Genomic DNA, 23490 nt, shown 5'->3' on the forward strand with positions numbered 1-23490 from the left:
GTTTCTATATTTCTAGTTTCTATTATTCAAATTCAGCTAAATATTCTTCATATCCTTTTTCTTTCAACTCAGATTTCGGAACGAATCTCATTGCCGCAGAGTTGATACAGTACCTCAGCCCGCCTTTATCTTGCGGTCCGTCCGTAAACACGTGTCCCAGATGAGAATCTGCTTCTTGACTCCTCACTTCTGTCCGTTCCATACCAAAAGTACGGTCTCTTTTTTCTTTCACTGTGCGTTTCTTTATAGGTTTTGTAAAAGATGGCCAGCCACATCCGGCATCATATTTATCGTTTGAGGAGAACAGCGGCTCTCCGCTAACGACATCGACATAAATGCCCTCTTCGAAAAATTCATCATATTCCCCTGTGCCTGGTCGTTCTGTCGCGTTGTTCTGAGTCACTTCATATTGAATCGGAGTGAGTTTTTCTTTCAACTTTTCTTTATCTTGAGATCCTGCCATAGTAATTCTCCTTACTTGTTGAATAGATCGCCTAAAGCGTCTTTTGCCTTATCGACAGCACTATTGCTGCCTGAGCTGTTTTTATTATCAGATGAACCGCCAAGAACGGAAGACAAGATATCTCCATAACCAGAACTTGATGACTGCTGCTTCACATTATCTGTCAAACCGCCAAGCAGCTGGGAAACACCTGAACCAGTTAGTGACTGGCTATTTGTGCTTCGTTTAGCCACCATGCTCAATGCCAGAGGTGCAAGCATGGACAAAACAGATTTGACTTTAGATGAATCTGTGCCTGTTTTTTCAGCTACGCGTTTTTCTACTTCCTGTTCATTGGATCCGAATGCCATGTTCAGCAGGCGGTTCCCTTCGTTTTCGTCCGTGTTCTGCAGCAGGTGGTTCAGATTGTCTGTGTCATCGTCAGCATGTCGTGATGCGGTGCTGGCCAGTTCCTCTGAGGCTTTGGAATCTTCAGAAGTTCGCTTGTTCAAGCCGTCCATGATCATTGGCAGTCCCATTTGTGCAATCTTCTGCACGGTCGATGTATCCGTGTTGGCTCTTTTCGCTACTGAATCTACACTATTCTGGTTTCCTAACTGGCTCATGATCATTGATACGATATCCATAGTTGATTCCCTCTTTCTTATAATTTGTCTAAACGCTCTACTATAATTGTAAGTGAACAGCAGGCGAAATAGCAATTAAATCAACTTTTTACAGATCAAATAAAGAGGACCCTCGTTTTAATGAGGATCCTGGATACGTTTAAACATTTTCTCCATATCATTCGTTGTGAAGTTCACTGTGACCGGTCTGCCGTGCGGACAGTTATACGGGTTTTTTGTGTGTCTCAGCTGTCTCAGCAGTTCTCTTGCTTCTTCATCAGACAAATGATGATTGGCTTTTATCGAACGTTTACAGCTCATCATGATCGCTGTCGCTTCTCGAAATTTATTCACAGTCAGCGTTGACTTTTCAAGGAAAAAGTCGATCATTTCTTTTATCGTCTCTTCGACTTGTCCAGCAGGCATCCACGTTGGATGATGCCTTATGATGAAACTGTTCTGACCAAAATCTTCAAGGAAAACGGAAGCTTCGGCCAGCTTGTCTTTATTCTCTCTGATCGTGATCGCTTCGTTGGAAGGATACTCGACGACTATCGGTATAAGCAGTTCCTGAAGTTCCGTTCCGGACTGATCGATGGTGTCTCTGTAATATTCGTACTTGATTCGTTCCTGAGCAGCGTGCTGGTCAATGATATACAAGCCTTCCTCATTTTGAGCAAATAAATAAGTCCCGTGCATCTGCCCGATATACTCTAAATCCGGGAACTGTTCAATTTGTCCATTGAAACTATTCACTTTCTCTACTGTCTTAAGTACCGGTTCTTCATGAGTGTCCGCTTTATTTTCAGAAGGGAACCTGTATGTCTGGCTACTCTCTTGACCAGTGTCTTCGTAACTTCTAGAAGCCGATTCATCTACAAAATGCTTAAATGCCTGAGGCGTTGAATCCGACTCTTCTTTATCAGGATCATCTTGTTGAGGGATGTCGGATTCACCAGCTGATGTCTGAGAAACAGCCGATGTGTCTTCGCGGTCGAAAGTGAGCCGTGTCTGTTCATCTTTCGGATACTGCACTGAACGGTTTGTGCGCTGAGTCAGATTGTCCAGCGCATTCGGTATCCTGACTTCCTGATCCATTCTCTTTTCTATGGCCGAACTGATCAGCTGTCCAAGTTCTTTCTCATTACTGATACGGATCTGCTGTTTGGTCGGATGCACATTGACATCCAAAAGCTGTGGATCGAGCGTGACATTGATGACCGCAATGGGATAACGTCCGATCATCAGCTTGGATCCAAAACCCTCCACGATGGCTTTATTTAAGATAAAGTTCTTGATATACCTTCCATTGATGATCACCGTGATATATTTGTTGTTGGACCGGGTGATTTCCGGCAGAGATACATATCCTGTCACGTCAAAATCAAAAGATGTTTCTTTAATTTCACGCATCTTTTTAGCGATACTCACCCCGTACACACCGGCGACAGCCTGTTTCAGATCACCATTTCCGACCGTCTTGATCATGGTATTTCCATCTGAAACCAGTCTGAAGGCGATTTCCGGATGGGAAAGAGCCAATCGATTGACGGTATCATTAATGTGAGCCAGCTCAGTCTGCAAAGTTTTGACATACTTCAGTCGGGCAGGGGTGTTGTAAAAGAGTTCTTCAACTTTGATATTGACCCCTTGCCTGGAAGAAGATGTCCCCTGATCAACGATCTCTCCGCCGTGAATGACGAGCTGAGCACCTGGTTTTCCTTCTTCAGCCGATTCGAGGGTGATTTTGGAAACCGAAGCAATACTCGGGAGGGCTTCCCCTCTAAAGCCCAGTGTGCGTATCCTGAACAGATCTTCATCTGAAATCAGTTTAGATGTCGCATGGCGTTCGAAAGCTGACACCACTTCTTCTGAAGGGATCCCTTCACCATCATCAATGACCTGAATACTTTTCAGTCCCGCTTCTTCAACAAACATCTCAATACGTGAACTACCGGCATCGATGGCGTTTTCCAGAAGTTCTTTCACGACCGAAGCCGGACGTTCGATCACTTCACCGGCCGCGATCTGATTGGCCAGTGTGGAAGACATGATTTGGATTTTAGCTGTCATTTTACTCAACCAACTTTCATTTCTATTCCTGATCCTTCAATTTCTGCTGCAGTTCACTTAAAATCTGTATGGCATCCAATGGCGTCGTTGCCAGGATATTCATTTTCTCAAGCTGTTCGATCACAGCTTTTTCGTTTTTATCCAGTGACGCAAATAAGCTCAGCTGTTCCTGAGACGATGCTTGCGTCTCCACCTCAGTCGTTTGTCCTGCTTTTTCATCCTCAAATAAGTGTTCTTCCTTCATTTCCAGCTCGTTTAAGATATTCTCAGCCCGCTTGAGTAAAGGATGCGGCAAACCGGCCAGCTTGGCAACCTGTACACCGTAGCTTTTATCAGCCGGTCCTGGGAGCATTTGGTGAAGAAAAACAAGGTCTCCGTCTTCTTCTACTGCTCCGACATGAACATTCTTCAGTTTAGGCAACCGTTCATCTAAAACAGTCAGCTCATGGTAGTGGGTCGAAAACAGCGTTTTGGCTTTGATTTTGTCATGCACGTACTCGATGATTGCTTCTGCCAGAGCCATACCATCGTAGGTTGCAGTGCCTCGTCCGATCTCATCGAATAGAAGCAGACTTTTCGGTGTGGCATTAGCCAGCGCCTGGTTCGTTTCCGTCATTTCGACCATAAAGGTACTCTGGCCGCCGATGAGATCATCCATGGCACCTATGCGGGTATATAACCGGTCAAAAATCGGCAGCTGCGCTTTCTCTGCCGGTACAAAACAGCCCATCTGCGCCATGATTATGGTAAGGGCGAGCTGACGCATATAGGTGCTTTTACCTGACATATTCGGACCGGTGATCAAAAGAACAGATGTCTCGTCGATCAGTTCCACGTCATTAGGCACATAAGCCTGCTCTCCCATGACTTTTTCTACTACAGGATGTCTGCCTTTATAGATCGCCACATCCTGACTATCCAGCGAAAATGACGGTCTGACGTAATTATACTCTTCACTCACGGTCGCAAAGCTCTGCAAGACATCGATATGTGCGATGACTTTAGCCAGCTGCTGAAGCCGGTCGATCTGATCTTTCACCTGATTTCTGATATCTACAAATAATTCATATTCCAGATTCTTAGATTTTTCTTCTGCCTCCAGGATCAGAGCTTCCTTCTCTTTCAACTCTGGCGTACTGTATCTTTCGGCGTTCGTCAGCGTCTGTTTTCGTTCATAACGTCCTTCTTCCAGTTTAGCCACATTCGCTTTGGACACTTCGATATAATAGCCGAACACCTTGTTGAAGCCGATCTTGAGATTCCTGATACCTGTAGCTTGTCGTTCACGCTGTTCCAGTTCAGCCATCCACTGCTTCCCGTTCGTCATGGCTTCTTTATACTCATCCAGCTTTTTATGATAACCTTTTTTGATGATCTCACCGTCTGTCGTAGACAAGGGCGGTTCGTCTTCGATCGCCTGTTCGATCAGGTCCTTCACATCCTGGATCGGATCCAGCTGGTTTAGGTAACCTGTCCAGTCGCCTTCGTCATTCAAGAGTTCTATAATTTCTCTGATGAGAGGGATCTGTTCGAGCGAATGCTTCAGCTGAACAAGATCACGGGCATTCACTGTACCAAAGGCTGTTCGTCCGGCCAGCCGTTCCAGATCATAGACTTTTTTCAGTGTCTCTTTCAAATCACTTCTTTCGAAGAAGTGATTCAGTAGACTTTCAACATAATCCATCCTCTCTTCGATCTTGTTTTTCTGAATTAACGGTTTATCCAGCCAGGACTTCAGCATGCGTCCACCCATGGCCGTTTTCGTTTCATCCAGCAGCCACAGCAGGGTCCCGTTTTTACTCCCGTCCCTCAAGGATGCGGATAACTCAAGGTTTCTTCTCGCTTCCTGGCCAAATATCAGAAACTGGCTAGTCTCATATTTCTCGATTTCCTGCAGATGGTCCAGTCGCCGCATCTGCGTGTCAGACAAATAAGAAAGCAGCAGATCGATGACTGGCTTCAGCTTGGAGTCTGCAAAGCTGGAAGTCAGATGATTCAGTTTATGTTCGCCGATTTCTTCTGATGCATGAGAAACAGATATATTCCATCTATTCTTTAGTGATTCCTGCATTGCCAGATATTTTCCGGGAAGAAAAACAACTTCCCTGCAGTTCAAGGAGGTGAGTTCGCTGATCGCCGCACCTGACTCTTCTACGTGCGTGACTTTCATCTCGCCTGTAGTCAGATCAGCCAGTGCGATCCCTATCGTCTCATCCAGCTGCATGACCGCCGCGATATAGTTGTTCTCTTTGGCATCGACCGTTTTTGACTGCATGACCGTTCCCGGTGTCACGACTTGTACGACTTCCCGTTTGACCATTCCTTTGGTCGTTTTGGGGTCTTCCACTTGTTCACAAATCGCTACTTTGTGACCCATATCTATCAGGCTGTCAATATAGCCTTTAGCCGAATGATGCGGCACGCCGCACATCGGTATCTGCTCATCGGCGTTTTTATTGCGGCTCGTCAAAGTCAGTTCCAGCAAGCGGGAAACTTCGACCGCATCTTCAAAAAATAATTCATAAAAGTCACCTAAGCGGTAAAATAAATAGGCATGCGGATATTTCTTTTTGATTTCCAGATACTGCTGCATCATAGGTGTCTGCTTTGTTTTTTGCGGCACTTCTATCACTCTCTCATTGATTTCTATAATTCAAACAATGACATATCATCATCGATTCGTATAGGCTTGATTTTCTTCGCTTTACCCGTTTTGTCATCTATTTCGATATAGCAGGCATTCAGTCTGCTTCTGCCTTTATCAGGCACTTCAAATCGCTGAGGCATCTGAGTCGTGAACTTATGTAAGATCGGTTCTTTTCTCATCCCCAGGACCCCATCATAAAATCCTGTCATACCGACATCTGTCTGATACGCTGTTCCCCCTGGCAGGATGCGGGCATCATTGGTCTGCACATGCGTATGCGTCCCGACAACAGCAGACACCTTGCCGTCCATAAACCATCCCATGGCTTCTTTTTCACTCGTTGCTTCCGCATGGAAGTCGATGAAAATATGACTGGTCCGCTTGGCTGCTTCTTCCACAAGTTCCTGACCCACACGGAAAGGATCCTCATAGTCTCCCATGAATGAACGTCCGTGCAGATTGATCACGGCCAGTTCCAGCTGGTTTATTTTTATATAGGCTATCCCTCTGCCCGGTACGTTGGCCGCTGCAGGATAGTTAGCGGGTCTTATCATTTTCTTTGCGTCATCGATAAAATCATAAATCTCTCTCTTATCCCAGGTGTGATTGCCCATCGTGACCAGATCCACACCTGACTGAAGGATCTCTTTGTAGATTTTTTCAGTGATGCCGCGGCCATCTGCAGCATTCTCGCCATTGGCTATGGTAGCTTGGGGTTTGTATTTATCTTTTAATTTAGGGAGCCATTCACTCAGTTTTTCTCTTCCCAGTGACCCTACGATGTCACCAATAAACAGCAGTTTCATTATTATTCCTCATTTCTCTTCACTTCATTCATTTTACCAGTTTTAAGCCCCTAAAATCAAAACAGAGTGAGCAGGGTATGTGTAAAGTTAATCTCGGAAATTTATTCTAGAAATCTGAAACGCTGTTTCTATTTTTTCTCTTTCTCAATCGCTTGATCGCTCTTTGAGCTCCCAAAACGATTGAGAAAGAGGGTTCTAACTAAACATTTTTTGCAATTGTCCTATAGGACTTGATGAAGAGCTGTAATTAGCTATACTCCCAATTTTTACACCGATTGATGGTTTTGTCTTGCTCTTCTTCAAAGCTGCTCGTACAGCGCCTTTGAACTCCGGTCGGAGTTCCGTTAATAGTTCGGGAATCTTTTCGGTTAGCGCTCGGAGAAACGTTCCATTCTTTCGTGCAGAAATGATCGCTGCGACATTTCCAGCACCTTTAGCTGAAAACCCTCGGCCTTGCCGTTTCATGCGATAACTATAAGGGCGATGATTACTTTCACATACACCTAGTCCTCTGTTTACAGGTAAATTTCTCATTTTTAAGGGTTTAAGACTGTCCCAATTTCTATATAGGTAGGCTTTTAATTTTGAAAGTTCTTCTTTATATTCCGGTGCTTTTTCATCGTTGCCTTTGATACGACTCTCAGTCGTCGCTATAATCGCTTCAACCAGATCCAGATTGTATGTACGCACAGCTTTCCTCATTTTTTCTTCCATTTTTTTATCAAAATACATCCGTTGTTTGATTTTTTCATTGACATGATAGGCATCTCTAAAATGCTCATGACGCTGGCATTTTCCGATAATCCGATAGAATTTATCTTTATCGTAACCACTACCTCCATCACTGTTAGAGATGACAATCGTTTCCCGTAAGTCATAGATTGATTCCAGCCATAGACTTGCGCGTTTAAATGCTTCTGAACTCGATATAGTGCTCTCGAACATTCTCGAATTAATTAAAACGGGCCTTTTCTGTTTGCCTTTATACTCAACACCTTCATGGAACTGAACACGATGAATTTCAGGACGTTTCTTTTCTTTACCTTTAGTGAGCATTAAACCATCACCTTCGATAAACAGTACCGGCGTCTTAGTCTTGTCCTTTTGAACCGTTTCGTCTTGAAGAGGGGCCGTATCCGTCCATTCTTGAATAGTTGTACCTATTTTTTGAGTCATCTTATGTATAGTCGTATGGCTCAATGAAAACGGCGTAAGCAGATCAATCGCTTCTTCGGCTTTGCGATAAGTTCCATCAGAAGCTATTTGAGCTGCTTTCATTTCGACAAGAGGAGAATGGCGTTTACGTGGCTCTAGGCCGACAGCTTGATCAAAAGGAATGACACTTTTTTCGCCTTCTTTTCGCATACGATGTCTTGCAATCTCTACAGGACCAACGGTCATGTGAAGTGTACGCTTAGGTATACTATCAATTTCATATCCCTGCTCTTTATATTTCGGAAGCAGTTCTAAATCAATCTGTTTAAAGGCTGCGTTAAGCAATTGTTGATTCACCTGTTGTAAAAGTCTTTCCAGGGCTAATTCTCCTTCTAATAATGTGGAAGAATCCTTTATCGTTTCGATGATTTCTGTTATAATTTCATTCATAAGAAGACCTCTTTCTCTAGCGTTGTCGTTATCTCTAGATTAAGGGTCTTCTTTCTTTTTGTCTAGGTCGGATTTTCCCTCTTCCGACATTTATTTTACACATAGGTGAGCAGGCTCTTCTCTTTAGAAAGCAGTCTTATTGCACCCCGCTTGCCAGGCCATTGATAAAAGCAAAGAGTAGTCAGGACCTATGAAGACATTTTGCTTGAAGTGCTTAGTCACCGACCTGATCTGCATTGAGTTCGACAATTTTATATGAAATCTGTTTGCTCAGAACTTTTATGGGACTGAGTAAGACATTTCAGCGTAAAAACTGTCCGCTCAGAACTTTTATAGAGCTGAGCAAGACATTTCAGCGTAAAAACTGTCCGCTCAGAACTTTTATAGAGCTGAGCAAGACATTTCAGCATAGAAACTGTTCGCTCAGAACTCTTCAATGACCTGAGTAAGACATCATTACTCAAAAAGTGTTCACTTATTTGCGGTTAGGATCGTGAGCAATACATTTTAGAGTTTATAATGCTCGCTCGTCGATTTCTTAATGGCTGAGTAAGACATTTTGCTGATTCATGTGCTTACCCAGTGAGACCCGGCATAGTGAGCATGACATTTCCCCAGGAGCCTCAAGACACTGAATAGAAAAAAGATCAGTCAAGAAGTTTACCTTCATTGACTGATCTTATAAAATTAACTTTTATTTAGCATATTCAACTGCTCTAGTTTCGCGTATAACCGTTACTTTAATATGTCCAGGATAGTCCATATCATCTTCGATTTGTTTACGTACATCTCTAGCTAACTTGGATGCCATGCTGTCATCCAATTCATCTGGTTTAACGATGATTCTAACTTCTCGTCCAGCCTGAATTGCATAACTTTCTTTAACACCTTTGAAGCTGTTAGAGATTCGCTCTAGATTTTCAAGTCGTTGTAAATAATGCTCCAAGGATTCACTTCTTGCGCCCGGTCTGGCAGCAGAAATAGAATCTGCCGATTCGACTAAGACAGCAATGACTGAAGTTGCATCAACATCACCGTGGTGAGATGCAATCGCATTGATAACTGTTTCATTTTCCTGATATTTCATTGCTATTTGTGCGCCGATCTCAACATGCGAACCTTCTACTTCACTATCTAGTGCTTTACCTATATCGTGAAGCAAGCCGGCACGTTTCGCCAGTTGAACATCTTCGCCTAGCTCAGCAGCCATTACACCAGCAAGTTTTGCGACCTCGATTGAATGATTCAATACATTTTGACCATAACTTGTTCTAAAGTGCAAACGTCCGATAATTTTCATCAAATCAGGGTGGATCGAGTGAATACCAAGCTCAAACATGGCTTCTTCACCGATTTCTCTAATTCGTTCGTCCATTTCTTTTCGTGATTTTTCTACAGCTTCTTCAATCCTGCCTGGATGGATACGTCCGTCAGAGATCAATTTCTCTAACGCCATCTTAGCCACTTCTCGTCTAATCGGATCATATCCGCTTAGAACGACAGCTTCAGGTGTATCATCGATAATCAGGTCCATACCAGTCAGACTTTCAAGCGTTCGGATATTACGTCCTTCGCGTCCGATAATACGTCCTTTCATATCATCATTCGGCAGATTGATGACACTAACAGTCGACTCAGTGACCTGGTCGGCAGCACAGCGCTGGATCGCTTGAGTGACAATGTTTTTCGCTTTTCTATCAGCTTCAACTTTTGCCTGATCCTCATAACGTTTCACCATGATGGCCATATCACGTGTCAACTCTTGTTCTGCTTGTTTGAGCACGACAGATTTTGCCTCTTCTTCTGATAAACCTGCAATACTTAGAAGTTTTTCGTTCTGCTCTTCTAATAAGTCTTTTGCAGCTTGCTCCAGCTCTTCCACTTTTTTCTGACGAGCAGATAGTTTATCTTCTCTGCTTTGCAATGAACTTTCTCTTTTATCTATAGTAGTCTCTTTACGCTCCATGTTGTCTTCACGCTGCGCAATTCGGTTTTCTTGACGAGACACTTCAGATCGGCGTTCTTTTAGCTCCCACTCAATTTCTGTTCGATAAGAATGGATTTCTTCCTTTGCCTCCAGCAACGCTTCCTTTTTCAAAGTTTCAGCTTCTTTATTTGCGTCTTCAATAATGTCTTCAGCTGTTTGTTTAGAATTAGCTAATCTTTTTTCAAAATTTTGTTTCGTAAAATAAGATCCTGCGACTAAACCAATAATTAAAGTAACGATAGCGGCGGCTGTTGAAAGTATTATCTCCATCTCATCACCTCCGTATCATTATTTAGTTTTTCATGCAATAAAAAATAATCAGATATCTCATTAACTGATAATATCATATTTAATTTGTAGTACACGATGACGTTTGCTTTAATAAATAAAGCAACATACTACTCTAATTTTATAGTTCTTTCGTTCTTCTGTCAACATAGATTTTACTCTGCCCGTTTTATTTCAATGATGAGACTGACAAAAACGGCGTTTTCTCAAAAAAAGATTGAATTCCTATCTCACCCGGTAAGCGAGTATAGAAATTCAATCCAGAGATCAATCTATCAATCTAATTCTAAGGCTTCCGGTGCAGCTTCTGCATCTTCTGCACTTTCTTCAACAGGAAGTTCATCACCGACACCATAAGCCGTTCTGACTTTTTTCTCGATCTCGATTCTTAATTCAGGGTGGTCCTTAAGATACTGTTTAGCATTTTCTCTACCCTGTCCGATTCTTTCATCACCATAAGAGTACCATGCGCCGGCTTTTGTGATAATATCCACTTCTGCACCCATATCAACGATTTCTCCGATTTGGGAAATACCTTCACCATACATGATATCGACCATAGCTGTTTTGAATGGGGGCGCGATTTTATTTTTAACTATCTTGATTTTCGTACGGTTCCCTGTCATATCAGAACCGGATTTAATGGATTCACCACGTCGGACCTCTAAACGAACGGTAGAATAGAATTTCAGCGCACGTCCACCAGGTGTTGTTTCCGGGTTACCAAACATAACGCCGATTTTCTCACGGACCTGGTTAATGAATAAGGCGATCGTCTTCGTTTTATTGATAGATCCGGAGAGTTTACGCAGTGCCTGAGACATCAAGCGTGCCTGCAAGCCCATATGAGAGGCACCCATTTCTCCATCGATCTCTGCTCTAGGAACCAGTGCCGCTACCGAGTCGATAACAACGATATCCACCGCTCCACTTGAAACCAGGGCATCGGCGATTTCCAGCGCCTGTTCCCCTGTGTCAGGCTGAGATAAAAGTAATTCATCGATATTTACACCTAATGCAGTAGCATATTTTGGATCCAAAGCATGCTCCGCATCGATAAACGCGGCAATACCGCCATTGGCCTGAACAGATGCAATAGCATGGAGTGAGACCGTCGTTTTACCGGAACTCTCGGGTCCATATACTTCAATGATCCTTCCACGAGGATACCCGCCTATACCTAGAGCTACATCCAATGCGAGTGAGCCACTTGAAACACTTTTGATCTGTGTATCGACTTTTTCTCCCATTTTCATTATAGAACCCTTACCGTAAGCTTTTTCTATTTTTTTCAGTGCTGTTTCTAACGCTTTTGCTCGATCATCTGCCATTTATTTTCCTCCTGTAATCATCACTATCTAATACGAGATTATCTTGTTCTTTACTCTCTATATTTTAAGCTTCAAGGAGTAAAAAATCAAGTGTTTTTCGAACATTTATTCGCTTTACTGATCTTCGTCATAATTTAGCCGTTTTTCGATCGGCTTATCTAATATAAGACGTCTTACCATATCATGAGCATTCAGAACAGCGAGTCGCCGGTTTTTGTTGCGCTTGTAACCGAAATGAAAATGCTTGGCAAAGGAGGTGTTTCCCTTGTATGACAGGCCAATATAAACAGTACCTGGTATCTGCCCTTCCAAAGACCCCGGACCTGCTACACCAGTCAAGCCCACTCCAATATCTGCCTCAAACATTTTCCTGGAATTTTCAGCCATTTCTATGGCACATTCCGGGCTGACTACTCCAAAGTTGTCGATGGTTTTTTGAGAAACATTTAAAACATCATGTTTTTTTTCTGTACTATAAGTAACTATGCCTCCTTCAAATACTGAGCCAGCTGATATATCCGACGTAATCGAGCTCAGAAAGGCTCCGCCAGTCAGACTTTCTGCTGCAGTAATGGTCAAGCCCTGCTCCATGAGTAAATCTCTTACAACTTCATCCAGCTTTTTTTCTCCATAGCCAAAAAAGTAATCAGTCAGAGGTTCCAGTATCTGCGACTCGACTTCATCAATGCACTGGTTACCTTCTTTTTCCGTTTCTGCCCGTGCAGTGATCCTTACAGTTATTTCTCCCTCATTGGCATACACAGCTACTGTAGGATTTGTCTGACCTTTAACTACTGCTTCGATTTTCTTCGCTAACTGAGCTTCAGTTATGCCGAAAAAGCGAAGCACACGTGACACAAGGACCTGCTTGTCAAGAAGCCGTTTGATCAGTTCATCTTTCAAATGATTCTCGACCATAGGTTGAAGTTCATCAGGGGGCCCTGGAAGTAGGACATACTGATGGTCACCATGATCCAGCATCATACCTACAGCTAGTCCTGTATCGTTTTTCAGCGGAGTGGACTCAGCCAGTATCAGTGCCTGGAGCTGATTGTTTTCAGGCATTTCAAAATCTGAGTTCTTGTGATAAGTAATGATCCGGTCCTCTGTCTCCTCGTGCAGGATCAGATCCATATCCAAATGATTAGACATCGTCTGTTTCGTGATATCGTCTTCTGTCGGTCCCAGTCCTCCTGACAGAACAATCAGATCCGCACGTTCTTCTGCCTCTTTCACAGCTGCAGTCAGGCGGTCGGGGTTATCACCAACAGTGACATGATGATAGACTTCTATTCCCAATGCCGCCAGTTCCCTGGATATAAAGGCCGCATTCGAATTCACGACCTGCCCGAGTAAAAGTTCTGTTCCGATCGAGATGATTTCAGCTCGCACTGTGATTCCTCCTAATATAACTATTGTCCAGTTAAATAATTTCTCACTTTTTATTTTAGCATAAGCGCAAACTTTTTTTCGATTTTAGCTATTTCAATTAAAAAAGCTCAAAAAGTACAAATGACTTTTCGAGCTTCTTTTTTATTTAATTTTCATCTTGAAAATGTTCCTTTAAAAACGAAACGGGCTTCATAGAAATATAAAACACCCGAGTAGATGGTGAAAAATAGACAGATGTATAATAACAAGATACCTACAGGGATCCCTGTAAAGGCAAGCGGAAAATCATCCAGGAATAAAAAGATGATCGCCAGCATCTGTGTATTTGTTTTTATTTTACCAGGCCAGCCGGCGGCCATGACCTGCCCACCCTGCTCTACCAGCAGCAGACGCAGACCGGTCACCGCCAGTTCACGGGAAACAATGATGGCAACGATCCAGGCTGGAGCCAAAGAAAATTCGATCAGGAAGACCAGCGCCGTCATGACCAGCATTTTATCAGCCAGAGGATCGGCAAATTTGCCGAAGTTCGAGACGATATTCATTTTTCTTGCTAAGTATCCGTCCAGCCAGTCAGTAAAACTTGCTATTGAAAAGACGATAGTTGCAATCAGATAATTGATTTCTATATTTGAAGAAAGTATTTCGAGAGTTCCCCATTCAAAGGGTAAAACCAAAATAATGATAAAAATCGGAATTAAAAATATACGAAAAAGGGTTATTTTATTCGGTAAATTCACTGTCAAAACCTCCGGATTCCTAAAAAACAGACCAGTTGTCAAGCTTCAAACACTGGTCTAAAAGGACTGTTTATTCAAATTCTATAGTAACTTCTTGTCTCACTGCTTCAGCTTCTGACGTGTTATATGGCACTTCCTGTCCGTTCAACTCGATAGTCGTGACAGCAGCATTCCCTATAACGATACTTACTTCAGCTACATTCTCGTCAAAGGAACCTGAAAGGGATTCACCATCAGCGATGAGCCCTGAAGCTGTTTCCCCGTCGATAGTGATGCTTGACCAGGAATCGCCGCCTTCAGCATTCAAAATAATGGTCTGTTCAGAAGGATGTGGTCCGGATACAGTGTATGTTGTGGACGTTTCTGTACTGCTGACTTCAGTCAACGTCTGTGACTGGTCTTCAACAGACTCTTCTTCATCTGCAGTTTCTTCAGTATCAGTGTCAGTCTGTTCGTCATTCACTTCTTCAGTTTCAGATTCTTCCTCCGGATCACTAGCAGCTTCCTCATTGTCATCCACTTCAATGACTGTTGAGGGTTCGTCTTCATTGATAAAAGAATCAAGGTCAGAATCGCTACCCGTTGTAATGGCCAAATATATTGCAAATACAATCGCAATAACCAGCAGAACGATAAGCAGCGTCGGAAGACTATCTCTAAGAGTAGCTACAAAGCCACTGTTTTTAGTTTTTGATCGTGTCTGTGTTTTATGAACACTTTTTGAGTAATTACTGTTGTTGGTCTGAGGTAACGCATCCATATGTTCTCTTATCAGATCGTCACCATTTAAACCGACAGAATCAGCATATTGTTTGATGAAAGCACGAGCATAAAAGTTGCCGGGCAAAACATCAAGGTTGCCTTCTTCAACAGCGATTAAATAGCGTTTTTGAATTTTAGTCTTTTGTTGTAAGTCATCAAGTGTGTATCCTTTTGCTTTTCTTGCTTCTTTAAGTTTATCTCCTATTTCGTTCAATCGATTTCACCTACCTAGCATAATACTTTAACGAAATATTCTGATTGAGAAAAATACTAAATGAAAGATTCCATTTAATCGGATCCCATCTCTCAAAGTATACCATACGAAATAAAGCGAGTATAGAGCATCCAAAGGATTAAAACTAAAGGTTTTTTAAAATTGTTTTACAGACTTTTTAATTATTCAAAAATGAGTGAATCATCAGTTCGAACTTATACGTCCCTCAATCCTCAATCCATCTTTGGTTTGACTGTAAAGACAGAAATACGTTCAGATTTAAAGTAATATTCAGCAACCACCTTCAACTCTTCAAAAGTAATCGACTTCAATACAGAGAGATAGTCAAAAACAGAGACCTTATCAGAGGGCAGGTCGATAAACTGATGCGCGATGTAACCAAGAGAATTCAGATCCTGAATGTATTCACCGATCAGTTTGTTCTTTACTATAGAATAGTGTCCAAACGTCAAATCAGGATTTAAGCCAGTATTCAACAGTATATTTTGAATACTTCCAGCCAGCTCTTTTGGATTTCTGGAATCTCCACCTATACTGACATAATCAAATCCTCTCTCAAAAACATAATCATAACTGAAACTATCATCGATCAGGTTATCATTATACAAGGATAAGTAAGTAGCCGAGGTTTCACCAAAAAGTAAATCCAGGATAATTTCCATACAAATGACATGCCGGAAAGCTTCTCTCTCATTCAACTTATAGTAATGACCTTTGACCCCCACACTTACCTTCGCCAAGTTTACGGATAAATGAACTTCTCTGGACTTTGTGATCGGCTCTTTTGCCTCAGTTTTTATACGGCGCTCTATTTTCATTGGCAGTGGAAAGACTTTCTTTGTCTGATTATCCTTGATCCATTGAAGTGTTTCAGCTGGATCTATGTTCCCGACTATGATCATCTGCATATTGTCTGGATGATAAAATGTCTGATAATTCTGTTTCAACATCTCTACAGTAACTGACTGAACACTTTCAGTTGTCCCTGCAACATCAATACGTACAGGATGCTCAGGATATAAGTTTTCAATCAATCCTTGGGTCAGGGCCCACTCCGGATCATCTTTATACATTTGGATTTCCTGTGATATGATACTCTTTTCATCTTCAACTGATTGATGAGAGAAGAAAGGGTCTTGGATGAAATCCAGAAGCGTTTCGATATTTTGCCTGCCATTAGTGGTAAACGAGCAAAGAAAGGCCGTCTTTGTATTACTTGTATAGGCATTTACTGATGCCCCTTGAGAAGAGAATACCTGTGAAATATCTCCTTTCCTGGTCTCAAAAAGTTTATGTTCCAGAAAGTGTGCGACACCGTAAGGAAAGGCATGATATTCTCTTTCTCCTCTTGGTATGAATCGATGGTCAATGGATCCATATTCAGTAAACAAAACAGCGTAGACACTATTATAGTCACTTTTCGGTACAAGCTTAACGGTCAGTCCGTTTTTTAATCGTTCACTGTAAATAACCTCATTTAATTCTGCGTATGTCTTTATATCCACTAGTTGTTCTCCCCAATTAAATTAAATATCGCTTCAAGATTTATCGATTCTGCCAGATGAGACACGTCTTCTCTCTCCACACTGTCGATCCTTCTTATCCAGTCTTTTATGGTCAAATCCCCTTTTCCGATCAAAGACAAACTGTAACGATTCTCGATCATTGCATGGGGAGAATCATCGATTTGATGCAGTTCACTCTTAAGTAATTCTTTTGTCTGAAACAGCTCATAATCTGTAAAACGCCCCTCACGCATTTCCTTCAGTTGTTGCAGTATGATTGTCTGAGTCTTTTCCATATCCTTAAATTCGATACCTGCTTCAACAGATAATAACCCTCTAAATGCATCGATATCACTTGAAATGGCATAAGCGATATTTTCTTCTTCTCTTATAGTCTGAAAGAGCTTTGAATGAGTCATCCCGCCAAACAGTCCATTAAACACTAAACCTGTGCAATAAAAATCCTCTTGGTAATAGACAGGTGTCGAAAACCCCATAGTCAGTATAGTCTGATTGATATCATGACTCTCTGTTTCTTCTTTTAACTCTCTATGTCTATTTAATTTATAAAAAGGGTCTCTCCACTCAGGGTCTCTAGGATGAAAATCAAATGCCTGCAAGGATGAGAGGACTTCCTGTTCAGACACATTTCCCACAATAAAAATATCGATTTGATCTTCATGGATCATTTTTAGATACGTCTCATAAACTTCTGATGAAGCCACATCATTCAAATCAGAAATCTGGCCATAGCTCAGCATTTGATGCTCAGGTGAATCAAAATACAATGTGTTCAATTTATCATCTGCATACACTGCTTTATCATCGTACCTTGATAAATAGTCATCTCTTAACTTTTCTACTTCTCTTTTAAAAGTGGCATCATGAAATGCCCCATTATATACGTTAGGGAAAAAAATCACCTGACGCATAAAATCCATCACCTTTTCAAAAACACCAGTTTCTTGAATGATTTCCTCATCTATACAGTCCATGTGTAGTGATAAAACATGGTAGTTGCCATATCGTGAAACATCAGTAAAAAAACTTGCTCCATACAACTCACTTAGCTTTTTTCTAAAGTCTATCTGTGTCGGGTAATATTTACTGTTGATATCCATCATATTGGCTAATAGCGTGCGCCTGGTGATCTGATCAGCTCCAAGTGGTGATCTGAATTTCAGTTGTATCGATAAAGTCTTGAATTTAGTCGTAGGTAGAATATGCAAGTATATTCCCTGTTTTAGTTTTATCATATTTTCCTCCGTTAAGATGCTGATCAATTCTAATTTAAAGTACTAAAAATACGGGATCCCTTAAGAAATCCCGTATCCCAGTGACTTTATTTTACGAACCTGACCAGTTCATCAACTTTATCTGTCTCTTCCCATGGCAGTGAAATATCGGTTCTGCCAAAATGACCGTATGCAGCCGTTTGTCTGTAGATCGGTCGTTTTAGATCCAGCATTTTTATGATTCCGGCTGGTCTCAAATCAAATATGTCTCTGACAGCATTGATCAATACTGAGTTAGCTACCTTCCCTGTTTCGAAAGTGTCAATAGAAATGGACACCGGTTGAGCCACACCGATTGCGTAAGCTAACTGCACTTCAACTTTCTCAGCCAGATTTGCAGCAACTATATTCTTGGCAATATACCTTGCAGCATAACTCGCTGATCGATCGACTTTCGTGGCGTCTTTACCAGAGAAGGCCCCCCCGCCATGACGTGCATATCCACCATAAGTATCCACAATAATCTTTCGGCCTGTCAAGCCGGCGTCTCCCTGTGGCCCTCCTATGACGAAGCGACCTGTTGGATTAATATAATACTTAGTATTTTCATCGAGGTATTCTTCAGGAATAACTGGTTTGATCACTTTTTCCAATATGTCTTCCTTAAGTATTTCATAAGTGATATCCGGATGATGCTGAGTGCTGATAACAATAGCGTCTACACGGAACGGTTTATCGTCTTCATCATACTCAACGGTCACTTGTGCTTTACCATCAGGTCTGAGGTAACCAAGTTCCTTGCTTTTTCTCACTGATGCCAGCTGTTTTGTCAGTTTATGACTTAAAGAGATTGGAAGAGGCATCAATTCCTCTGTCTCATTCGTTGCATAGCCAAACATTAGTCCTTGATCTCCGGCACCTATCTTATCTAATTCATCATGAACTTTAGATTTATATTCTACCGAATCATCAACACCCACTGCAATGTCGGGTGACTGATCATCTATGGAAACGAGCACCGCACATGTATCCGCATCAAAACCATATTTGGCTCGGGTATAGCCAATTTCTCTGATCGTATCTCTTGCAACTTTCTGCATATCTACATAGGTTTCGGTTCGGATTTCTCCCGCTATCAGTACAAGGCCAGTCGTCACTATCGTTTCACAAGCGACGCGGGCTTCCGGATCCTTAGTGAGTATCTCATCTAAAATAGCATCACTGATCTGGTCTGCTATTTTATCCGGATGTCCTTCAGTAACTGATTCAGAAGTAAATAGTCTTTTTTCTGTCATTTTTATTCCCCCTTAATTTGCGGTTACAAGGCTTCCGACCGGTTGTGGCCGTCCTATCGGGAATTCATTGTAAACCTCTACCATTTTAACATATAATACATCAATATTCATTGAAATTTAAATAAGATTCAGTATCAAGTCGCCTTATTATTTAACTGGAAAATATGGTAAAATGAAAAAACAGTTCAAAACAAGTTCTTTTGAAAGTAGTGAATACATGTCTCAAAACCATACCCTAACCAAATTCGATAGACTCTATCCATTGACCACAACAATCATAGGCGCTCTATTTGCATACATGCAAACTGAAATTGCAATACTGCCTTTAGCGGTATTGATGATCTATACAACTACACAAGTATTGTTAAAGCGACTACACGATCATCCAGAATCTGAAAAAGTAAGAGCCTTCGTTATATTTATGAATGTTGTGATTTTACTTTATTTTAGTATGCGTTTTTCTTTCTTTCTCTTACCTATTTTTCTGATTCTGACATTCTTTATACAGACAAAGACAATTTTTAATACCATGAAGCTACAACACCTGTATACTTTTCTGTACTCGTATGTAACAGTCATCATCTTCAATCTATTGTCCTATTATCTCCAGGTCCGTTATCTCTCATTATCAGTGACTTTAAAAATAGCTGCCGTTGTCACAACATTTTTACTAATTACAGCACTCGTTAAACACTTTCTAAAACGAAAAAGTACTTGATAGACAAAAAAAGGTTGTACAATAAAAGACGTTGGTGAGAGAGAATCTCACTAACGTCTTTTTGTTTATATTAGAAAACAAGTGAGTTCTCCTGTAGAATAATAGTCGACGAAAACATCACCTAAGGAGGAACTCACTTGCCTACTTCAAATGATATGCGAAACGTTCTAGATATTCAAGATAAACATCTAACTTTTTCCGATAATTGCGTCACCAAAGGTGACTTCAAGGGGAGAAAATGTAAGTTCATTGACTGCACATTGTCCTACGTCCCTAAAGGATGTGCACACTGCGAGGCACCCAATGTAGGGTTCAGTATCTATAAAAACGGCACTCAGACCTCTCGGGTAACCTTTCCCATGGCAGGAATTTTGCCTACATACTTACGTATCAGAAAACAGCGCTTTATGTGCAAGGGCTGTGGTAAAAGTTTTACTGCTCGAACTCCCGTCGTTGAACGTAACTGCTTCATCTCGAACTACATAAAAGCACAAATCTTGACTCAATCCGGTGAAACCCGCTCAATCAAAGATATAGCCAAGCACACTAATGTCTCAGAAGCGAGTGTTCAACGTGTCCTTACAGCGGAAGGTGAACGTTACCGTCCACATTATCATTCACTTCCCAAAAACTTGTCTTTTGACGAATTTAAATACGCCAGTGGGCGCATGGCCTTTGAATACATTGATGCGGAGACGGGCGATATTCTGGATATCTTGCCAGCTAAAGACAGTCGTCATGTCACTCAACACTTTTTATCACGATACAGCCTCAAGCAAAGAAGTGAAGTGAAGACGATAACGATAGACATGAATGCCAGTTATATCAGCTTCATACCCACGTTATTTCCTAACGCTCATGTCATCATCGATCGTTTCCACATCATCCAACTTATTAATCGCTCCATGAACAAGACCCGGGTGACAATAATGAACCAACTGAATAACTCAAATGGCGAAGATCAGAAAAAGTATCGACGGTTAAAACGCTACTGGAAGAAGCTACTTAAGAAAGAAAAAAATATTACTTACACGACCTATACCTTCTACCGTCTTTTCGGTCAACGAACAGAAGCAGCAATCCTATCGGAAATACTGAATTATGATTCAACTCTCAAGACCACTTATAATTTGTATCAGTCCATCATCGCGGCCGTTGAAGCGAACGACTTTGAACAATTGTCGGCTATATTGAATCAGCCCTGTTCACCGGATGTGTCCCCTCAAATGAAGACAAGCTTACGGACATTGAGAAAACATCTAAGCGCGATATGCCATACATTTATTTATCCGTACAACAACGGACTGATCGAGGGCATCAATAATAAAATAAAGGTCCTGAACCGAGTAGCCTACGGCTACCGCAACTTTGCCAATTACAAAAATCGAATCATATTGCACTTCAAGCTTAATCAACAAATAGAACAGAAATCTGTCAAAAAAAATGAAGAGCACACATCAGCTGCCTAGGTAGCTGAGATGTACTCTCCGATAACTTAAAAATATTTAGCTATTATTCTTCACCAACGTTAGTTGACGTAGAACCCAAAAAAAAGACGACAAGTAAGAGGCGGATTGCCAGTTACTGTCGTCTTTTTTGTATGATGGCGCAGGACAGAGTCGAACTGCCGACACACGGAGCTTCAATCCGTTGCTCTACCAACTGAGCTACTGCGCCAAATAAAAAAACGGTCCCGACGGGAATCGAACCCGCGATCTCCTGCGTGACAGGCAGGCGTGATAACCGCTACACTACGGGACCTTTTTTCATAGGTAACACTCCAGTCTAACGACTGAGTGTATCATGCTTGTAAGCTTCTGAAGAAGCAACAATCATTTTTAAAAGAAACACTGTGGACTTACGTCCAAGTGTATCATGCCTGTAATCGCTGAAGCTTCAACAGTCATGAATATGAGACACTGCAGTCTAACGACTGAGTGTACCATGCTTGTAAGCTTCTGAAGAAGCAACAATCATGGCAAAGGAGGATGTGGGATTCGAACCCACGCGCGCTTTGACACGCCTGACGGTTTTCAAGACCGTTCCCTTAAGCCGGACTTGGGTAATCCTCCATGTAAAATAATATACAACACCTCAAGTGTTGTATGATGACCCCTACGGGATTCGAACCCGTGTTACCGCCGTGAAAGGGCGGTGTCTTAACCGCTTGACCAAGGGGCCTTGCATATACAAAAGAAAAAACGGAGAAGGAGGGATTTGAACCCTCGCGCCGGCTAAACCGACCTACACCCTTAGCAGGGGCGCCTCTTCAGCCACTTGAGTACTTCCCCATACCAATAATAATTATTGATATAAATGGGCCTAAGTGGACTCGAACCACCGACCTCACGCTTATCAGGCGTGCGCTCTAACCGGACTGAGCTATAGGCCCCAAATAACTTTATTATACATTTTGTATAAAGCGGGTGAGGAGAATCGAACTCCCGACAACAGCTTGGAAGGCTGTGGTTTTACCACTAAACTACACCCGCATATCAACGGTCCCGACGGGAATCGAACCCGCGATCTCCTGCGTGACAGGCAGGCGTGATAACCGCTACACTACGGGACCTTGAAATGCTTTAATTCGGACACACTGCGAGCTGACGCTCGAGTGTATCATGTCTGTAAGCTTCTAAAGAAGCAACAGCCATGACATTGCGGAGGCAGGACTCGAACCTGCGACCTCCGGGTTATGAGCCCGACGAGCTGCCAACTGCTCTACTCCGCGATAATAGTAATGGTTAAAATGGACCTTGCAGGACTCGAACCTGCGACCGAACGGTTATGAGCCGTTTGCTCTAACCAACTGAGCTAAAGGTCCGCTTCCATAGCGGCGGAGGGAATCGAACCCACGACCTCACGGGTATGAACCGTACGCTCTAGCCAGCTGAGCTACACCGCCATTTTAACACATCGGGAAGACAGGATTCGAACCTGCGACCCCCTGGTCCCAAACCAGGTGCTCTACCAAGCTGAGCTACTTCCCGTACTTTCTTTGTTACATGCACCCTAGAGGAGTCGAACCTCTAACCGCCTGATTCGTAGTCAGGTACTCTATCCAATTGAGCTAAGGGTGCGTGATCTATTATGCATAGATGATGCCGAGGGCCGGAGTCGAACCGGCACGGAGAAAACTCTCCGCAGGATTTTAAGTCCTGTGCGTCTACCAATTCCGCCACCCCGGCCTGGGATAACTCTCAAATATAAGAATTGGAAAGCGGAAGACGGGATTCGAACCCGCGACCCCCACCTTGGCAAGGTGATGTTCTACCACTGAACTACTTCCGCAAAAAAAATATGCCGGCTAAAGGAGTTGAACCCTCGACCCACTGATTACAAATCAGTTGCTCTACCAACTGAGCTAAGCCGGCTTAATATTATGGAGAAACACTTATGCGGATGGAGGGACTTGAACCCCCACGCCGTGAAGCGCTAGATCCTAAATCTAGTGCGTCTGCCAATTCCGCCACATCCGCTTGCTTCTCACAATATATGAGCCGTGCTGGGCTCGAACCAGCGACCCTCTGATTAAAAGTCAGATGCTCTACCAACTGAGCTAACGGCTCTAAAAATGAAATGGAGGCTAACGGGCTCGAACCGCTGACCCTCTGCTTGTAAGGCAGATGCTCTCCCAACTGAGCTAAGCCTCCAGTGTAACATAAAAAGTAAAAGTCTGCACGGCAACGTCCTGCTTTCACAAAGGGAAACCCTTCACTATCCTCGGCGCTGGGAAGCTTAACGGCTGTGTTCGGAATGGGAACAGGTGGGTCCTTCCCGCCATCGTCACCGCACAGTGACTC

The 23490-nt window shown here is 42.5% G+C and carries 15 protein-coding genes, 19 tRNA genes, 1 rRNA gene and 1 riboswitch; of the genes, 1 reads left to right on the forward strand and 34 read right to left on the reverse strand.

From position 1 onward, the window contains the following. Positions 1 to 22: 22 nt before the first annotated feature. From msrB to metK, 14 genes are all read right to left on the reverse strand, one after another. On the reverse strand, positions 23 to 463 hold the full coding sequence (gene msrB / locus AB4027_RS08510; protein ID WP_091487698.1) for a peptide-methionine (R)-S-oxide reductase MsrB: 441 nt from the start codon (positions 461 to 463) through the stop codon (positions 23 to 25). Positions 464 to 474: 11 nt separating this feature from the next. Beyond that, complete coding sequence (locus tag AB4027_RS08515; protein ID WP_091487700.1) at positions 475 to 1089, reverse strand: DUF937 domain-containing protein; 615 nt, start codon at positions 1087 to 1089, stop codon at positions 475 to 477. A 117-nt stretch (positions 1090 to 1206) separates the two neighbouring features. Continuing rightward, positions 1207 to 3141, reverse strand: coding sequence for a DNA mismatch repair endonuclease MutL (gene mutL, locus AB4027_RS08520; protein WP_368645013.1), 1935 nt, complete (start codon positions 3139 to 3141; stop codon positions 1207 to 1209). A gap of 22 nt (positions 3142 to 3163) precedes the next feature. Then, the gene (gene mutS, locus AB4027_RS08525; RefSeq protein ID WP_368645014.1) at positions 3164 to 5764 is read right to left on the reverse strand and encodes a DNA mismatch repair protein MutS; all 2601 of its coding nucleotides are present in this window, start codon (positions 5762 to 5764) and stop codon (positions 3164 to 3166) included. A 23-nt stretch (positions 5765 to 5787) separates the two neighbouring features. Next, positions 5788 to 6594, reverse strand: coding sequence for a TIGR00282 family metallophosphoesterase (locus AB4027_RS08530; RefSeq protein ID WP_368645015.1), 807 nt, complete (start codon positions 6592 to 6594; stop codon positions 5788 to 5790). 195 nt (positions 6595 to 6789) lie between these two features. Further along, entirely contained in the window at positions 6790 to 8199 is a 1410-nt protein-coding gene (locus AB4027_RS08535; RefSeq protein WP_368645016.1) for an ISLre2 family transposase, read from the reverse strand. 694 nt (positions 8200 to 8893) lie between these two features. Then, positions 8894 to 10456 carry a ribonuclease Y gene (gene rny / locus AB4027_RS08540; RefSeq protein ID WP_368645017.1) on the reverse strand — a complete coding sequence of 521 codons (1563 nt, stop codon included), beginning with the start codon at positions 10454 to 10456 and terminating at the stop codon, positions 8894 to 8896. 293 nt (positions 10457 to 10749) lie between these two features. Further along, a complete protein-coding gene (gene recA / locus AB4027_RS08545; protein WP_368645018.1) occupies positions 10750 to 11805 on the reverse strand; it encodes a recombinase RecA in 1056 nt (351 codons plus the stop codon). Positions 11806 to 11919: 114 nt separating this feature from the next. Beyond that, positions 11920 to 13197, reverse strand: coding sequence for a competence/damage-inducible protein A (locus AB4027_RS08550; protein WP_368645019.1), 1278 nt, complete (start codon positions 13195 to 13197; stop codon positions 11920 to 11922). Between the two features lie 152 nt (positions 13198 to 13349). Then, positions 13350 to 13937 carry a CDP-diacylglycerol--glycerol-3-phosphate 3-phosphatidyltransferase gene (pgsA, locus tag AB4027_RS08555; RefSeq protein WP_368645020.1) on the reverse strand — a complete coding sequence of 196 codons (588 nt, stop codon included), beginning with the start codon at positions 13935 to 13937 and terminating at the stop codon, positions 13350 to 13352. A 70-nt stretch (positions 13938 to 14007) separates the two neighbouring features. After that, entirely contained in the window at positions 14008 to 14913 is a 906-nt protein-coding gene (locus tag AB4027_RS08560; RefSeq protein WP_368645021.1) for a helix-turn-helix domain-containing protein, read from the reverse strand. Between the two features lie 233 nt (positions 14914 to 15146). Beyond that, positions 15147 to 16439 carry a M16 family metallopeptidase gene (locus AB4027_RS08565; RefSeq protein WP_368645022.1) on the reverse strand — a complete coding sequence of 431 codons (1293 nt, stop codon included), beginning with the start codon at positions 16437 to 16439 and terminating at the stop codon, positions 15147 to 15149. Then, on the reverse strand, positions 16439 to 17695 hold the full coding sequence (locus tag AB4027_RS08570; protein ID WP_368645023.1) for a M16 family metallopeptidase: 1257 nt from the start codon (positions 17693 to 17695) through the stop codon (positions 16439 to 16441). The genes AB4027_RS08565 and AB4027_RS08570 overlap by 1 nt, the downstream gene beginning before the upstream one ends. 86 nt (positions 17696 to 17781) lie before the next feature. After that, complete coding sequence (gene metK, locus AB4027_RS08575) at positions 17782 to 18969, reverse strand: methionine adenosyltransferase (protein WP_091487719.1); 1188 nt, start codon at positions 18967 to 18969, stop codon at positions 17782 to 17784. Continuing rightward, positions 18967 to 19047, reverse strand: a riboswitch (SMK box riboswitch). It overlaps the preceding gene by 3 nt. 795 nt (positions 19048 to 19842) lie before the next feature. On the opposite strand from metK, the gene AB4027_RS08580 reads away from it, so the two are divergent. Continuing rightward, a complete protein-coding gene (locus AB4027_RS08580) occupies positions 19843 to 21156 on the forward strand; it encodes an ISL3 family transposase (protein WP_368646420.1) in 1314 nt (437 codons plus the stop codon). A 135-nt stretch (positions 21157 to 21291) separates the two neighbouring features. Here AB4027_RS08580 and AB4027_RS08585 read toward each other — a convergent pair. From AB4027_RS08585 to rrf, 20 genes are all read right to left on the reverse strand, one after another. Continuing rightward, positions 21292 to 21364 (reverse strand) — tRNA-Phe (locus AB4027_RS08585). An 11-nt stretch (positions 21365 to 21375) separates the two neighbouring features. Continuing rightward, positions 21376 to 21448 (reverse strand) — tRNA-Asp (locus AB4027_RS08590). 221 nt (positions 21449 to 21669) lie between these two features. Then, a tRNA-Ser gene (locus tag AB4027_RS08595) sits at positions 21670 to 21759 on the reverse strand. A gap of 37 nt (positions 21760 to 21796) precedes the next feature. Further along, positions 21797 to 21868, reverse strand: a tRNA-Glu gene (locus AB4027_RS08600). A gap of 21 nt (positions 21869 to 21889) precedes the next feature. Continuing rightward, positions 21890 to 21978 (reverse strand) — tRNA-Ser (locus AB4027_RS08605). Between the two features lie 26 nt (positions 21979 to 22004). Further along, positions 22005 to 22079 (reverse strand) — tRNA-Ile (locus AB4027_RS08610). A gap of 29 nt (positions 22080 to 22108) precedes the next feature. Next, positions 22109 to 22179, reverse strand: a tRNA-Gly gene (locus AB4027_RS08615). 7 nt (positions 22180 to 22186) lie between these two features. Then, positions 22187 to 22259: transfer RNA gene (locus AB4027_RS08620), tRNA-Asp, on the reverse strand. Between the two features lie 86 nt (positions 22260 to 22345). After that, positions 22346 to 22418: transfer RNA gene (locus AB4027_RS08625), tRNA-Met, on the reverse strand. Between the two features lie 19 nt (positions 22419 to 22437). After that, positions 22438 to 22511: transfer RNA gene (locus AB4027_RS08630), tRNA-Ile, on the reverse strand. 7 nt (positions 22512 to 22518) lie between these two features. Beyond that, positions 22519 to 22592, reverse strand: a tRNA-Met gene (locus tag AB4027_RS08635). A gap of 11 nt (positions 22593 to 22603) precedes the next feature. Continuing rightward, positions 22604 to 22677: transfer RNA gene (locus AB4027_RS08640), tRNA-Pro, on the reverse strand. Between the two features lie 16 nt (positions 22678 to 22693). Further along, positions 22694 to 22767 (reverse strand) — tRNA-Arg (locus AB4027_RS08645). Between the two features lie 22 nt (positions 22768 to 22789). Next, positions 22790 to 22875, reverse strand: a tRNA-Leu gene (locus AB4027_RS08650). A gap of 31 nt (positions 22876 to 22906) precedes the next feature. After that, positions 22907 to 22978, reverse strand: a tRNA-Gly gene (locus AB4027_RS08655). Between the two features lie 10 nt (positions 22979 to 22988). Further along, positions 22989 to 23061: transfer RNA gene (locus tag AB4027_RS08660), tRNA-Thr, on the reverse strand. 23 nt (positions 23062 to 23084) lie between these two features. Beyond that, a tRNA-Leu gene (locus tag AB4027_RS08665) sits at positions 23085 to 23166 on the reverse strand. A gap of 17 nt (positions 23167 to 23183) precedes the next feature. Continuing rightward, positions 23184 to 23256, reverse strand: a tRNA-Lys gene (locus AB4027_RS08670). An 11-nt stretch (positions 23257 to 23267) separates the two neighbouring features. After that, positions 23268 to 23340: transfer RNA gene (locus tag AB4027_RS08675), tRNA-Val, on the reverse strand. Between the two features lie 25 nt (positions 23341 to 23365). Continuing rightward, a 5S ribosomal RNA gene (gene rrf / locus AB4027_RS08680) occupies positions 23366 to 23481 on the reverse strand. Positions 23482 to 23490 lie beyond the last annotated feature (9 nt).

This window comes from Alkalibacterium putridalgicola, from assembly GCF_040959045.1.
In the GTDB taxonomy this organism is placed as follows: Bacteria; Bacillota; Bacilli; order Lactobacillales; family Carnobacteriaceae_A; genus Alkalibacterium; species Alkalibacterium putridalgicola.

What these genes read in the sequence shown, in the direction of transcription:
- rny (WP_368645017.1), bottom strand. Translation starts at nt 10,456, where the DNA reads ATGGAGATAATACTTTCAACAGCCGCCGCTATCGTTACTTTAATTATT.
- metK (WP_091487719.1), bottom strand. Translation starts at nt 18,969, where the DNA reads ATGACAGAAAAAAGACTATTTACTTCTGAATCAGTTACTGAAGGACAT.
- recA (WP_368645018.1), bottom strand. Translation starts at nt 11,805, where the DNA reads ATGGCAGATGATCGAGCAAAAGCGTTAGAAACAGCACTGAAAAAAATA.
- msrB (WP_091487698.1), bottom strand. Translation starts at nt 463, where the DNA reads ATGGCAGGATCTCAAGATAAAGAAAAGTTGAAAGAAAAACTCACTCCG.
- AB4027_RS08535 (WP_368645016.1), bottom strand. Translation starts at nt 8,199, where the DNA reads ATGAATGAAATTATAACAGAAATCATCGAAACGATAAAGGATTCTTCC.
- AB4027_RS08570 (WP_368645023.1), bottom strand. Translation starts at nt 17,695, where the DNA reads ATGATAAAACTAAAACAGGGAATATACTTGCATATTCTACCTACGACT.
- AB4027_RS08580 (WP_368646420.1), top strand. Translation starts at nt 19,843, where the DNA reads ATGCGAAACGTTCTAGATATTCAAGATAAACATCTAACTTTTTCCGAT.
- AB4027_RS08530 (WP_368645015.1), bottom strand. Translation starts at nt 6,594, where the DNA reads ATGAAACTGCTGTTTATTGGTGACATCGTAGGGTCACTGGGAAGAGAA.
- AB4027_RS08515 (WP_091487700.1), bottom strand. Translation starts at nt 1,089, where the DNA reads ATGGATATCGTATCAATGATCATGAGCCAGTTAGGAAACCAGAATAGT.
- mutL (WP_368645013.1), bottom strand. Translation starts at nt 3,141, where the DNA reads ATGACAGCTAAAATCCAAATCATGTCTTCCACACTGGCCAATCAGATC.